This is a genomic window from Paenarthrobacter sp. NPDC057355 (assembly GCF_042667405.1).
GTDB lineage: Bacteria > Actinomycetota > Actinomycetes > Actinomycetales > Micrococcaceae > Arthrobacter.
Map to the genome: position 1 here is coordinate 286897 of NZ_JBHVAL010000002.1, position 12766 is coordinate 299662.

Sequence of the window (12766 nt, forward strand, 5' to 3'; positions counted from 1 at the left end):
TGCCTGCCGATGCCGCCCGGTCATATTACCCACCGGTATTACTTTCAAGCGGTCCACCATCGTTAGGACCGCCCTGACCTGCGTAATCGCCGGTCTTTAGCCAGTCAATAGGCGCTCCTGTACGCATAGCAAAGGCCGCCAACTGACGGTCATTTGGCTTTGCTCGCCCGTTTATCCACGCGCTAATGGTGTTGCGATTCATGCCAACAACATCAGCAATCTCCTGAACGCTTACGTCAGACACACGTAGTGCTTTACGCATACGGTCAGCCAGGTCCATCTCGAAACGGAAAACAAACATCGGTTGAGTGCTCATGCACTAAGCATTGCACGCGCGACATTCCGATGCAATGGTTTGTGCATTGCGACGCGCCGACGAATCACACGCTTGTGATTCTTTGTGCATTGCACATACTGTTGCTGCCATGAAATCTTTGAGCAACGAGGCGCGTATCGTCGTGCCGGGTCAACTGATCGGAGCGGGCACCGTATCGGACATCCTGTCCATCGACCGCTCTACGGTCTCTCGCTGGGTAGCCAGCGGCAAGCTGGTCCCCCTTGCTCAGTTGGACGGCGCACGCGGCGCTTTCGTCTTTGACATGAACGACTTGGTCAAGAACGCGGAGGACGCCTCATGAGCGTCGAATCCATGGCCATTGTCATGAACCATTCGAAGGCCAGCGGCACTGACAAGCTCGTTCTATTGGGGATCGCCAGCCACGACGGCGACGGCGGAGCATGGCCTAGCATCGCTACCCTGGCTCGCTACGCCAATGTTGAACCCCGGACCGTGCAGCGCTCCATAAACAAACTCGGCCACGCTGGCGAACTTATCGTTTACGCCAACGACGGCGGCACAAGGTCACTCCCGGACTACCGCCGTCCCAACCGCTACGAAATCGCGCTGAAGTGTCCGCCCAACTGCGATGGAACCTCCCGTCACAAGCTTGTGGATAACTACAATCAGACGCTCTTCAAAGCCCCGAAAAAGGGGGTGACGCCGATGACACCCCCTGACGCCCACGTCACCCCACCCGGTGACATACGTGTCACCCCACCCGGTGACGCCCACGTCACCCTAACTGTCCTTAAGAACCACCCTTTGAATCATCCTGAGAAGTCGGGTACCTCACCAGCAAAAGAGCACATTTGCTGGACCTGTGGAAAACCCGGGGCCAAGACTGACCAGGGCTATTGCCTCTCGTGCGAATCACGCGGCCTGAATAACCCGATGATCAGTTGCCACTGTGGGCTACGGGCGCAACGTCGCCGGCATCGCGGACAAACTCACTTCTTCTGCCCAGAATGTCCGCCAAAAGAAGCTCTTGACGGCAAGGGGGCCACGCCTTGATCCCACCGGCCCACCAGATCGACATGGAAACGCTGATCATCCTTCATCTCGGCCTAACGAACGACGTAGACGAACAAGGCCGGATCAGCCCACGGAACGCGGCACCATTCAACGCCGCAGCAGAGACAGCAATGCGATTCATCCAGACACCCTCCATCTACGAAAGGCCAGAGCAGTGAAGCAGCCAGTCGAGTTCTCACTCCACGAAGTAGCCCAGCACGACCTGAAGCGGTTCAACGACGCCGTTTCATCCGGCTACCTGACAGCCCAGCCCATCAGCGGCGACCTGACGGCGGCTGACTCCCGCAACACCGCCATGGAGGTGCCGTGCTAACTCGTGAGGAAGCCCAAGCCGCCTACGCCTCTGCCGTAGGAGTCGCTGATGCCTACCGAAAGCAGGTCCACAAGGCACGCGAGAAATGGGCCACATGCGCACCAGTCGACGCCAACCGCTACCGTGCCAAGCTCGCCGCCGCCGTAGCCCAGCACGACAAAGCCCTGAAGAACGTCACCGAAGCACGCCGCGAACTGCACGCCCAACCCGAGGAAACCAATGCCTGAACTATGGACTCCTGACGAGTTCGCCGCGTTCGCCAAGATCACCACCGACCAAGCCAGCAAGCTACGGATCAGCGGCGAAGGGCCACCCTTCATCAAGCTAGGCCGGCTCGTGCGCTACTTCCCAGGGCAGGTGTCCGAGTGGATGAAGGAGAACGCCCAGCAGTCCAGCAAGACCAATGGCTGACGACTACCTCAGCCTGTCAGGGCCGCAGCGCTCCGCACTCCTGGACAGGGCCATCCAGCAATGGGGGTGGACCTGCTGCATATGCGGCCTACCGATCAGGAGCAGGGACACGGCATCACTACAGCACGTGATCCCACGCTCCAAAGGTGGAGCTACAGCCCTAGCCATCAACAAGCCAGCACACCGCCGCTGCAACTACTCACTCGGCAACAAGACCTTGGATCAGGAAGAAGCCCTGATCCACAACGGAGAGGACTACTTCACACCATGAGCATTCGGGAATCGTCTTACTACTGGCTTGAATGTGACACGTGCACGGAGAAGTCAACTGAAGGTGGTGACTTCGGCGCTTGGTCTGAGGTTAGCCAAGCCATTGATGAGGCTACCAATGGTGACTGGTGGATAGGCGACGACGGCCAGCACTACTGCTTCGACCACGCGCCACGCTGCATCACCTGCAAGGACATGTTGGAGTCCGACCGCACGTGCGACAACGAGGAGAACCACGATGAATCACACTAGGACAGACCCAGCATGCAGCCGCTACCGCCGGCCACGAACGGCGTTGGGTAGGTGGCTTCACAATCGCAATCATGGCCGTGGTTGCATCCCATGCATCCGAGTGCGAGCCGTTGCGCGACTCAGGGCGGGAATCGCCGCTCAGCGTGCCAGTTTTTCTGACTGACGGCTAGCGTTCCACCCCGCGCCAGCATGGAAATATCCCCCCAAACCCCCACAAAAAAAGTGCCCGAAGGAGGCCGAATTGACCGACGAAATGAACCCACAAACTGGCGAGTTTCCGCCAGTTTTGCCCGGATTCGAACAGGGCTCAACGAAAAAAGGCGAACCCGGTTTTGTCGAGGCCGCAACGCTCCGCATGATCAACAAGCTGGAAGCTGACGGCTGGATCACCGCACACCACGCCGGCCCCTGCGCCCTGGCTATCGTCACCGCACGCCGAGTGGACAGTTCTGAAGGACGCGGCGCCCCATCGGGGCAAGCCAACCTCCTGCGTGCCATGAAGGAAATCTTCGAGCTACTCCCGGCGCCTGAAAACGCGTCCTCCGATGCGCTCGACAAGGCTCTAGAGTTCATGACCGCAACAGAGCCGGCACCAGTGGAGGGCACCCCCGCGTGACCGCTACTGTCACGGCAGTATCTGCCAAGTTCCGCTTTGCCCCGCCGCCAAAGTACGCGCCCAAGCGCGATTACTCATACCTGACAGAGGGCGAAGAAATCGCCCGGCTGCAGCGGCTCATAGGCAAGGAGCTTATGCCGTGGCAACGTCTCGTGATCGACATTGCGACCGAGTACAAGCTCGGATCCTTTGGCGAGAGGATTTACCACTACTCCAAGGTGCTGATCACTGTCCCTAGACAGTCGGGCAAGACTACCCTGATGGGGCCGGTCAAGCTCCACCGGATCATGACCCGCCCCGGTATCACTTGCTTCAGCACCGCCCAGACAGGCAAAGACGCCGGCAAGCGCATGATGGACCTCATCAACATGGTCACCCAATCGCCCCTTGCCCCGGTTTTCAAACCTCGCAAATCCAACGGCTCTGAAGGTCTGGAAGTGCGCAAGCACGGATCGAGCATCACCCGATTTTCTCCCACCATCGGCGCCATCCACGGCGAAACTCCCCACCTGGTCGACTTTGACGAAGTGTGGAAGTACTCCGAGGAACTGGGAGACAACTTGCTTGGCGGTGTCGGTCCAGCCCAGATCACCCTCCACGGACAAGCTCAGATATGGATGATCAGCACGCGCGGCACCGCTGCATCTGTGTTCATGAACAAGTGGGTAAAGGCCGGCAGGGACGGCACTGCCGCCGGCCTCGCCTATTTCGAATGGTCCATGCCTGACGGGATGGACCCTGACGACCCCGCCACGTGGTGGACCTTCCACCCCGCGCTAGGTAACACCATCACCGAAGAAGCTCTTAGGGCCGAGATGTACGGCGAAGGCATGAGCCACGCCGAGCGCATGCGCGGTTACATGAACGTCCTCACCGAAGCAGAAGACCCAATCATCACTCCCGAAGATTGGGCCGCACTGGCGGTCAAGCCGGAAAAGGTGCCCTTCCGTGGTTCCGTCGCCATCAGCTACGAAGTGGCACCGGGCAACGAGCGTGCCGCCGTGCTGGCGAACTGGCGCGACGTGGACGGCATGGCCGTTTCCCACGTGCTTCATTCCGCCCCTGGCACTATCTGGCTGACGGACTACATCCGCCGGCTCAACGCCGAGTGGGCACCGGCGGCCATCGCAGCCGACGACGGCGGACCCTCCCGACGCGTAACTGACGAACTGAGGAACCCCCCGGAGTGCAGCCAGCACGACGCCGGCGAATGCCGCCGTTGCAGGGCCATAGACGTAGTGACGCCGGGAATGCGGGACTTTGGCACCGCCTGTGACGCGTGGCTGACCATGGCCCGTGATGACAAGACGTTCAAGCACGACGGCTCCAAGGTGTTCAGCAACGCAGTGGCTCATACCGTGCTTCGCATGTCGAACGGAACAGAGCGGATCGACCGTGATAAGTCCACCGGTCCTGTCGCTGAAGTGATCGCGTCCGCCGTGGGCATTTGGGCATACGACCACCAAGAGGCAGAGCTAGGCGCCCAAATCTTCTAGCGCTCAGCGGCGCCCTGAAGCGTCTAGAAGCGTCTAAAAGATAAGTCCTTTGCCCCGGACCCGCGCCGGCGGTTTGAGTGTGTCCATGACGTTCCTAGACACCATCGCCGGCAAGCTTGGCTTTCAGCGGTCGGACTCCATGCCAGAAGGTGTTAGGCCGCCGGCCCGCAGCGGCGGAAACGTCGTCACGGTGGATACCTCCATGGGCCTCATCCCGGTCTACCGCAACATCCAGATTCTCGGCACCGCAGCTTCTCAAATCAGCATCGACCAGAAGCGCACCTACGGCAAAGCCATCGCCTTGCAGGATCAGCACTCCCTCGTAAAGCGCCCCTGCCTGGACATGTCCCGCTCTGACTTCATCGAGCAAACCGTACTCGGTATGGCAACCTCCGGTAACGCCTACTGGCGAATTCACCGAGTCGGCGCCGGCAAGACCGACGCCGTAGCGAACTTGGAACCGCTGAACCCCCACGAAGTGGCCGTAAACAAAGACCCCGACACCGGCGGAATTTCCTACTCGTGGCGCGGACGCATCTTGCAGCGCCACGAGGTAAAGCACCTGACCCTGATGCAGCTGCCCGGCGCAACATACGGCCTAGGCCCAATCCAAGCCGCACGCGCCGAATTGGCCGGATCGCTCGACTTGCAGAACTACGCGTCCAACTGGTTCAACGGCACCGGCCAGCCTGACGGCGTTCTGACTTCAGACCAGCCCCTCAACAAGTCGGACGCGGACCAGTACCGGGAAGCGTGGTACAGCGCCGATGAAAACACGCCCGGCGGCAAAAAGGGCATCAGGGTACTCGGCAAGGGCACCACCTACGCCCCCATCTTCCTGAAGCCGGCAGACGCCCAGTTCCTTGAATCCCAGGGCTTCACTATCGCTCAGCTCGCACGCTTGTTCGGCATCCCGGCTTCACTGGCTCTCGCCGCCATTGAGGGTGGTTCGCAGACGTACGCCAACGTTGCCCAAGACTGGCTGGCCTTCTATCGGTTCACGCTGATGGCCTACCTCCGAAAGATCGAAGAAGCGCTATCGGACCTCCTGCCCAACGGCAGCGTGGCCCGGTTCAACGTCGAATCCTTGCTTCGCCTGGACACCAAGACCCGCTACGAAGGCTACGAAATCGCCATCCGCTCGAAGTGGCTCGCCCCGTCCGAGGTCCGCTCCATAGAAGACCTCGACCCATTCACCGCCGAACAGCTTGCCGAACTGGCAGCACTCCAATCCGCACCAGAGACAGCGAAGGCCACGGCATGACACTCACTCTTGACCACCTGACCGACAAGACCGGCGTAGCCCACCGGGAAATGTCCATCCGCGCCGAATCCAACAGCGAAGCCCGCAGCTTTACCGGCATCGCCGTTCCGTGGAACGACGTCGTAACCATCCGCACGTGGTTTGGCGAGTTCACCGAAGAAGTAGAGCGCGGCGCCGTCGTTGAGTCCGACGGCGCAAAGATCTTCTGGCGCCACGGCGAAATTATCGGCCACGTCACCGCCCACCGTGACGTAGGCGCCGGCTGGGAGATTGACGGCCTGATTGCCGAAACCCGCCAGGGGAACGACGCTTACGCCCTTCTCCGCTCCGGCAGCCTCGACAAGCTCTCCATCGGATTCGAACCCGTGGAATGGCGCGAGGACGAAAACGGCCACATCACCTACACGAAGATTCGCGTCCGCGAAGTCTCCCTAGTCCCCCACCCCGCCTACGACAACGCCGCCATTTCCGAAGTCCGCAGCATGACCCCGAAAGGTAACCCTCCCATGAACGACGTACTGACCCGCGCGGACCTCGCCCCGCTGACCGACCAGTTGCAGACCATCGAGCGCAGCGTGGCACTGCTTCAGCCGCCGGCCCCCACCGGCCCCGCCATCCCGCAGTTCCGCAGCATGGGCGAATTCGTCAAGGCCATCGCCGCCGGCGACAAGGACGCCGCCGACTTCCACCGCGCCTACACCGGCGCCACCACCGCTGACGCCATCGTGAAAGACACCTTCATTGGTGACTTCATCCACCTCGTGGAAGAACGCCGCCGCATCATCAACACCTTCCAGCGCGGCACCCTCCCGCCCCAGGGCAACAACGTCGAATTCGGCAAGCTCGTATCCGACACCACGAAGGTAGCCAAGCAAGCCAACGAAGGCGACGACTTGCAGTACGGCAAGGTCACCATCGGAACCGACACGGCCCCGGTGGAAACCTACGGCGGCTGGACGGAACTGACGCTTCAGGCAATCCAGCGATCCTCCGTCTCCGTCCTGAACACCACGTTCAAGGCCATGGCCCTCCGCTACGCCAAGGCCACCGAAGCCGCCTTCCGCACGCTCTACAAGAACACCATCGCCGCCAACCTCGCCGGCGACGTGAACGACGACTGGCTTGCCCTGCCGGCAAACCCCACCCCGGATCAGCTTCTCGGCCTGATCGTAGACGCCTCGCTCTTGATGGACGACAAGGGATTCCTCCTGAACGGCATGCACGCCTCCGTGGATCAGTTCAAGAAGCTGATCAGCCTGAAGGACGGCGACAACCGCCTCATGACGGTGCAGGGAACCGGCGTGAACCAGATCGGCACGCTGAACCTGAAGGGTGTCACCGGCCAGCTTGCCAGCGTCGAAGTCTCCCTTCTGCCCGGCGCAGCTGCAAACACCCTCAGCTTCTACGATGCCCAGGCATTCGAGACGCTGGAATCCCCCGGCGCCCCGGCCCAGCTTCAGGATGAAAACATCATCAACCTGTCCAAGGCCTTCAGCATCTACGGCTACGCGGCATTTGCCGACGTTATGCCCGGCGCCATCATCCCCACCAAGCCGGCAGCCTGATCCTGATGGCCACCACGCTAGCCCAGTACGTCGGCGCCAAGGATGGCCGCGACGAGGAGTTCATTAAGGAGTGTGAGGAAGAGGCTACGGAGATGGTGAAGAACCATGTCCGTAACAACATCCGCCCCGACGTTGAACTTCCGTCGGTCATCCGCGCCAGGGCAATCCGGGAGGTTGGTGCAGACCTGTTCTTCAGGCGCAACGCCCGTAACGGCGTGGCCGGCTTTGACGGCGCGGAAGGGTCACAGCCCGTCAGGATCGCCCGCGACCCGATGGCCGCAGCCTACGCGACCTTGCGCCCTTACATGAAGCCAGGGATCGCGTGAGCATCGAACGCGGGAGGGAGCTACGGGCCGAAATCGAGACGGCCCTAGTCTCCGCCGCCATCGACGACGTAGAAGTGACGCTTGACCCGTCAGAGCTTGAATCCTTGGTCAACGGGTCAAACGTCCTTCTCATCACCCCGCCGGACATGGAGTTCCCAACCTACAACGCCACCAAGGGCGAGTGGGAGCTTCAACTGATCATCACGGACAGGGAAGTAGTGCCGGCGTGGGAATCCGCGTCACGCATCATTGACGCACTGAAAGACCCGCTGAACTTGGAAAAGGCCCGCGCTACGCCGTTCGCCATTTCCAGCAACGGCGTCCCCTACCCCGGCTACACCCTGACCTTCAACGAAATCTTCTAGGAGAACCCCATGACTGTTGCTCACCGCCTCGGCCCCGGCTCGCTGCTCATCGGTGCAACCGGCAGCGAAAAGGAATTCGCTGTCCAGACCACCAAGACCACCCTCACACCCTCCGTGGCCGCTGAGGACGACATCAACACCCTTGACGGCAACACGCTTGGCGGGGACGAAACGGAAACGTGGGAACTCACCGGGACCATTCACCAGTCCTACGACGCCAATTCCCTCCTGAAGTACTGCTTTGACAACCGCTACTCCAAGACCAAGGTGGCGTTGCCGTTTACGTTCATCCCCCTGGACTCCGGCACGCAGGAATGGACGGGCACCATCAAGCTCCGCGCTCTGGACATCGGCGGCGACGTGAAGAAGCAGAACACTTCTGACTTCTCCTTCCCGCTCGTTGGAGAGCCGGCCCTCGGCACGAACGCCTAGCCCATGGCCGGCGGGGAATTCCGGGTAGAGGGTGGCCGCAAACTCCGGGCCACCCTCAAAGCCGCCGGCGACGACCTGACCGACCTCAAGCAAGCCAACAAGGACGCCGCCGAGATCGCCGCGAGAGCGTCCGCAGCGCTGGCCCCGGAAGTGTCAGGAAAGCTCAGGCGCACCATCCGCGCCGCCGGCACCAAGAGCGCCGGCATCATCCGTGCCGGCACCAAAGCCGTCCCCTACGGCCCCGCCGTCCACTGGGGCCGGCTGTGGTGGCCGAACAAGCAAGCAAGCCCCAGGCACATCAGCAAGGTCCGGCCTCAGCCGTTCCTCTCGGACGGCGCCACCAGCAGTGAAGGCCGATGGCTCCCGGTCTACGAAAAACAGCTTGAAGAAATCATTTCCAGAATCGAAGGTACAACCCCATGAAACTAACCCTCATCACCGTAGAACTTGCCAGCGGCGAAGTCCTTGAGGACTTGCGCGTGACCATTCAGGACCGCCTGAAGATGGAAAAGACGGGCCGCGTCCAGAAGTGGGACGTGGGAAACCCGGACTCAACCCACATGACTACCCAGCAGGTCTACCTAGCTTGGGCCGCCGCCACTCGCCTCGGCCACTACACCGGCACCTTTGAACAGTTCCGCGACACCGACCTTGCAGACCTTGAATTCAAGCAAGCGGAAGCGGTCCTTGGTGACCCTACCCAGCCGGCAGCGTCAGCCGGCTAATCGTGGAGCTTGCCCTTGCCACCGGCATTCCGCCGGCGGCATGGGCGGCTGAAGAAGATGACGTGATCGCAACCGCGCTGGACGTCCTAGAGGAACAATTCGAACGGAAGGGCTAACCCATGGCTAAGACCGCCATTCTTGCCATTCGCATCATCAGCGATGCCAAGAACGCGATAGCCGGCGTGGACGCAACAAACGCATCCGTCAGCAAGTTCGAAGTCGGTGCCCGGAAGGCGAATGCAGCCGCAGCCGTAGTCACGGCAGGGTTGCTCGCCATGGCAAAGCAGGCCGGCGATGCAGCCTCCGCCCTGGAACAGTCCACAGGTGGCGTCGAAACCGTGTTCGGTGATCAGGCGCAAGCCGTGAAAGACCTTGCCGCCGGCGCCGCCGATGCAGTGGGCTTGTCCCGCAACAGCTACCAAGAGCTAGCCACGTCCCTTGGTGGGCAGCTAAAAGGGCTCGGTGTCGCCGGCGACCAGGTGGTTGGCACGACAGAGGGCTTAATCAAGACCGCCGCAGATTTGGCGGCGACCTACGGTGGCACGACGAAAGAAGCCGTGGAAGCCCTCGGTAGCTTGTTCCGTGGAGAAGCTGATCCCATCGAGCGCTACAACGTGTTTGTGAAGCAGTCCGACGTGAACGCCCGTCTAGCAGCGCAAGGACTGGACAAGCTGGAAGGCTCGGCACTGAAGCAAGCCGAAACCCAAGCCCGCTTGGCTATGGTCACCGAACAAACCAGCCTCGTGAACGGCAAGTTCGCATCCGAAGCCAACACCGCCGCCGGCTCATCCGAACGGTTCAAAGCGCAGCTTGAAAACGCCCAAGCCGCACTGGGAACTGCCCTCCTGCCGGCCCTGACCCTAGGCGCCCAACTGCTGGGTGGCCTTGCCGCATGGGTGGAGAAGAACAGCTCTACGGCGCAATTCCTCGCCGTGGTGCTTGGCACCGTTGCCGTCTCCATGATGGCCGTAAACCTTGCCATGAGCCTGAACCCCATCGGCCTAGTAATCATCGCCGTGGCCGGCCTTGTCGCCGGCATCATCTGGCTTATCAACCAGCTTGGCGGCATTGAAAACGTGCTTGCCCAGATGGGCAATTGGTGGAGGGACTTCATTGGCTGGATCAATGACGCCGCCAACGCCATCGGGAACTTCCTTGGCCTGAACAACCAAGCCCAATCATCCGGTGGAGCAGGATTCGGCGGATTCGGCCTCATGGCCTCCCCGTCCCCGGACATGACCACCAGCGGATTCGCCCCAAGCCCCGGCGCCGGCCAGCCGCTCTCCAAGAGCGCACCGAACCCCACGTTCGGCCTCATGTCCACCAGCGCTACCCCGATGGCCCTCACTGCCCCGTCCGTGCCAGTGAACGCCGCCGGCAGGGCAGCCGGGACCAACGCCGCCCCCACCATTCAGAACTTCTACGAAATCAAGGTGGAAGGCGCCGTAGACCGGCGCGGAGTCGCTGAAGAAATCCGCAGCATGCTTGACGAACTCGCTCGCTCGCGCGGCGAGAAGGTAGGAACAGGAGGCATCCGCATATGATCCCCGCAGTTCCAAGCGTCACGTTCGCCGGCCTGACCGTCTCCCCAGGCGACGCCAATGACCCGAAGTTCGGCGCCGTCGTCGTGGAAGGCCTCGCAATCCGCTATGGCCGCTCGTCACCGTTCGAACAGCCGGCCCCCGGATCGGCCACCGTTTCATTCGTCGTCTCCGAAGGCAAGGAAGACTTCCTTTTGCAGCCGGCGGGGAAACCGCTGCAAGTGATCATACCCACCATCGCCGGCAACCGTACCGTGTTTCGGGGAACCGTGGACACTGCCCGAGTCAGCTTCTGGAAAATCCGCAAGCTCGACAGCAAGAAGCTATTCCGTTTCGAATGCACCGTTGTCGACCCCATGTCGCAAATCTCGGAAATGACCCAGTTTCAGGGACTCACGCGCCCCCAGGAGACGGCCACGGCCCGACTCGTCGCCATCGAGAATCAGATCCTTTCCAACTACCCCGGACTGATCAACGGCCTTGGTGGAGGCAGCGCCTACCCCTACTCGCTCCGCACTGAGGAACAGTCGGGAAGCTTGCTTGACCAACTGGCAGCCATCTACACCACAGTTGGTGAAGTCCTTTGGTACGACGCCGGCACCAACCGCCTTGAAGCCGCCGGCCATCGACACTACCGGGACATCACCGGCGGTCCGCTGGAAATGGTGGCCGTAAACGGTAAGTACGCCTGCACCGCAGCCGGGAACCCCGGTAGAGCACTCCGCAGCAAGGATCACCGGGTGGAAGCCCTGGACGACGCCAAAGCGGACAAGGAATCAGCCATCCGTGGCGTCCAAGTTCGCGGCAAGCTCTTTGACACCAGCACCAGCAAAGAAGTTGATTGGAACGTCTTTGTCACTGCCGGCGGTGGAGTCTCCACCCTGCAAGTTGACAGCAAGGCTTACACGGTCGGACCTCCATATAGTCAGGCCGGCATGCAAGCCACCGGCAACCTTTGGGCAGAAGTCGCCAACGATAACGCCGGCCTACAGCACCCACCCATCCGGGCAGTGTTCCGAGACGGTTTCGACAACACCGAAGCCGTGAACTTCTGGCTAGCGGGACGGGAACAACGCCTAGCGTTCTTTGTCGGCGGATCGGTCTACAGCGCACTGAAGCCCGGCAAGGGAACATTCGTGCGCACCATCGGCGGCACGATCGCATACCGCCGGCAGCACGGCGGAGAGATGGCGTGGGAAGCGGAAATGAACCTTGCCCCCGTCGCCATGAACTACGACACCCCGCCCGTAACGTGCGCCAACGTGAACCCCTCCTACGCCACTACCCCCGTCCGGCTGGCAGACCTGGACGACACCGTGACATGTGAAGCGCTCGGCTTCACCGGAAAAGGAATCTAGCCATGACCATCCGTGAAACGCCCGTCTACGGCTTCAAGTACATGGACGAAAATGAGCCGCTGAAAAGCCTCGCCGCAATCTCCCAGCAGGTAGCAGAGCGGACAGAGCAAGCCATGGGCAACGCCCAGATTCCACCGGGCAACCCTGACATCAATGACATTCTCGTCAGGCTCAACAACCTCGAGCGCCGCGCCGCCGGCAGGGCCACCATCACCGTCACAGCCAGCGCTCATGGATTCCTTGACGTGACCTTTCCCGCGGGACGGTTCAGTCTCCCGCCCGTCGTCACCGCAACGAAGCAATCAGACGCCGCAGCCAAGTACGTCCCCTACGTTCACTCGGTCACCACCACCGGATTCCGGATCGGTGTCTACGCCGGCGACGGTTCCACTTCCAGCCAGTCAGTGCCGGTCGGCTGGACCGCAGTTCAAATGTCCGCAACCTCAGCGACGGGATAGCA

At 61.3% G+C, this 12766-nt stretch carries 21 protein-coding genes; 20 read left to right on the forward strand and 1 reads right to left on the reverse strand.

Features of this window, described 5'->3' with window-relative positions; genetic code table 11:
• Positions 1-25: 25 nt before the first annotated feature.
• On the reverse strand, positions 26-316 hold the full coding sequence (locus ACFUOZ_RS05195) for a helix-turn-helix domain-containing protein (protein ID WP_377545425.1): 291 nt from the start codon (positions 314-316) through the stop codon (positions 26-28).
• Between the two features lie 109 nt (positions 317-425).
• Between ACFUOZ_RS05195 and ACFUOZ_RS05200 the strand changes: the two genes are divergently transcribed.
• The 20 genes from ACFUOZ_RS05200 to ACFUOZ_RS05295 all read left to right on the forward strand — a co-directional run bounded on the left by ACFUOZ_RS05200 (position 426) and on the right by ACFUOZ_RS05295 (position 12764).
• On the forward strand, positions 426-638 hold the full coding sequence (locus ACFUOZ_RS05200; RefSeq protein ID WP_377545427.1) for a hypothetical protein: 213 nt from the start codon (positions 426-428) through the stop codon (positions 636-638).
• On the forward strand, positions 635-1351 hold the full coding sequence (locus tag ACFUOZ_RS05205) for a helix-turn-helix domain-containing protein (RefSeq protein ID WP_377545429.1): 717 nt from the start codon (positions 635-637) through the stop codon (positions 1349-1351). Before ACFUOZ_RS05200 ends, ACFUOZ_RS05205 begins: the two co-directional genes overlap by 4 nt.
• Positions 1348-1530, forward strand: coding sequence for a hypothetical protein (locus ACFUOZ_RS05210; protein WP_377545431.1), 183 nt, complete (start codon positions 1348-1350; stop codon positions 1528-1530). Before ACFUOZ_RS05205 ends, ACFUOZ_RS05210 begins: the two co-directional genes overlap by 4 nt.
• A complete protein-coding gene (locus tag ACFUOZ_RS05215; protein ID WP_377545433.1) occupies positions 1527-1685 on the forward strand; it encodes a hypothetical protein in 159 nt (52 codons plus the stop codon). The genes ACFUOZ_RS05210 and ACFUOZ_RS05215 overlap by 4 nt, the downstream gene beginning before the upstream one ends.
• Entirely contained in the window at positions 1679-1912 is a 234-nt protein-coding gene (locus ACFUOZ_RS05220; protein WP_377545435.1) for a hypothetical protein, read from the forward strand. Before ACFUOZ_RS05215 ends, ACFUOZ_RS05220 begins: the two co-directional genes overlap by 7 nt.
• Positions 1905-2096: a helix-turn-helix transcriptional regulator gene (locus tag ACFUOZ_RS05225; RefSeq protein ID WP_377545437.1), complete on the forward strand. Its 192-nt coding sequence runs from the start codon at positions 1905-1907 to the stop codon at positions 2094-2096. The genes ACFUOZ_RS05220 and ACFUOZ_RS05225 overlap by 8 nt, the downstream gene beginning before the upstream one ends.
• Entirely contained in the window at positions 2089-2367 is a 279-nt protein-coding gene (locus ACFUOZ_RS05230) for an HNH endonuclease (protein WP_377545439.1), read from the forward strand. The genes ACFUOZ_RS05225 and ACFUOZ_RS05230 overlap by 8 nt, the downstream gene beginning before the upstream one ends.
• Positions 2364-2618 carry a hypothetical protein gene (locus ACFUOZ_RS05235; RefSeq protein ID WP_377545441.1) on the forward strand — a complete coding sequence of 85 codons (255 nt, stop codon included), beginning with the start codon at positions 2364-2366 and terminating at the stop codon, positions 2616-2618. Before ACFUOZ_RS05230 ends, ACFUOZ_RS05235 begins: the two co-directional genes overlap by 4 nt.
• A 241-nt stretch (positions 2619-2859) precedes the next feature.
• Complete coding sequence (locus ACFUOZ_RS05240; RefSeq protein WP_377545443.1) at positions 2860-3234, forward strand: hypothetical protein; 375 nt, start codon at positions 2860-2862, stop codon at positions 3232-3234.
• The gene (locus ACFUOZ_RS05245; protein WP_377545445.1) at positions 3231-4730 is read left to right on the forward strand and encodes a hypothetical protein; all 1500 of its coding nucleotides are present in this window, start codon (positions 3231-3233) and stop codon (positions 4728-4730) included. Before ACFUOZ_RS05240 ends, ACFUOZ_RS05245 begins: the two co-directional genes overlap by 4 nt.
• Before the next feature lie 85 nt (positions 4731-4815).
• A complete protein-coding gene (locus ACFUOZ_RS05250) occupies positions 4816-5994 on the forward strand; it encodes a phage portal protein (RefSeq protein WP_377545447.1) in 1179 nt (392 codons plus the stop codon).
• Positions 5991-7559 carry an HK97 family phage prohead protease gene (locus ACFUOZ_RS05255; RefSeq protein ID WP_377545449.1) on the forward strand — a complete coding sequence of 523 codons (1569 nt, stop codon included), beginning with the start codon at positions 5991-5993 and terminating at the stop codon, positions 7557-7559. Before ACFUOZ_RS05250 ends, ACFUOZ_RS05255 begins: the two co-directional genes overlap by 4 nt.
• Positions 7560-7564: 5 nt before the next feature.
• The gene (locus tag ACFUOZ_RS05260) at positions 7565-7885 is read left to right on the forward strand and encodes a hypothetical protein (RefSeq protein ID WP_377545451.1); all 321 of its coding nucleotides are present in this window, start codon (positions 7565-7567) and stop codon (positions 7883-7885) included.
• Positions 7882-8250 carry a hypothetical protein gene (locus ACFUOZ_RS05265; RefSeq protein ID WP_377545453.1) on the forward strand — a complete coding sequence of 123 codons (369 nt, stop codon included), beginning with the start codon at positions 7882-7884 and terminating at the stop codon, positions 8248-8250. The genes ACFUOZ_RS05260 and ACFUOZ_RS05265 overlap by 4 nt, the downstream gene beginning before the upstream one ends.
• A 9-nt stretch (positions 8251-8259) precedes the next feature.
• Positions 8260-8682 (forward strand): hypothetical protein, encoded by a 423-nt coding sequence (locus tag ACFUOZ_RS05270; RefSeq protein WP_377545455.1) that lies wholly within the window; start codon positions 8260-8262, stop codon positions 8680-8682.
• A 3-nt stretch (positions 8683-8685) separates the two neighbouring features.
• Positions 8686-9105 carry a hypothetical protein gene (locus tag ACFUOZ_RS05275; RefSeq protein ID WP_377545457.1) on the forward strand — a complete coding sequence of 140 codons (420 nt, stop codon included), beginning with the start codon at positions 8686-8688 and terminating at the stop codon, positions 9103-9105.
• A complete protein-coding gene (locus tag ACFUOZ_RS05280) occupies positions 9102-9407 on the forward strand; it encodes a hypothetical protein (protein WP_377545459.1) in 306 nt (101 codons plus the stop codon). The genes ACFUOZ_RS05275 and ACFUOZ_RS05280 overlap by 4 nt, the downstream gene beginning before the upstream one ends.
• Positions 9408-9526: 119 nt before the next feature.
• Positions 9527-10951 carry a hypothetical protein gene (locus ACFUOZ_RS05285; RefSeq protein WP_377545461.1) on the forward strand — a complete coding sequence of 475 codons (1425 nt, stop codon included), beginning with the start codon at positions 9527-9529 and terminating at the stop codon, positions 10949-10951.
• Positions 10948-12306: a hypothetical protein gene (locus ACFUOZ_RS05290; protein ID WP_377545463.1), complete on the forward strand. Its 1359-nt coding sequence runs from the start codon at positions 10948-10950 to the stop codon at positions 12304-12306. Before ACFUOZ_RS05285 ends, ACFUOZ_RS05290 begins: the two co-directional genes overlap by 4 nt.
• A gap of 2 nt (positions 12307-12308) precedes the next feature.
• Positions 12309-12764, forward strand: coding sequence for a hypothetical protein (locus ACFUOZ_RS05295; protein WP_377545465.1), 456 nt, complete (start codon positions 12309-12311; stop codon positions 12762-12764).
• Positions 12765-12766: the final 2 nt, after the last annotated feature.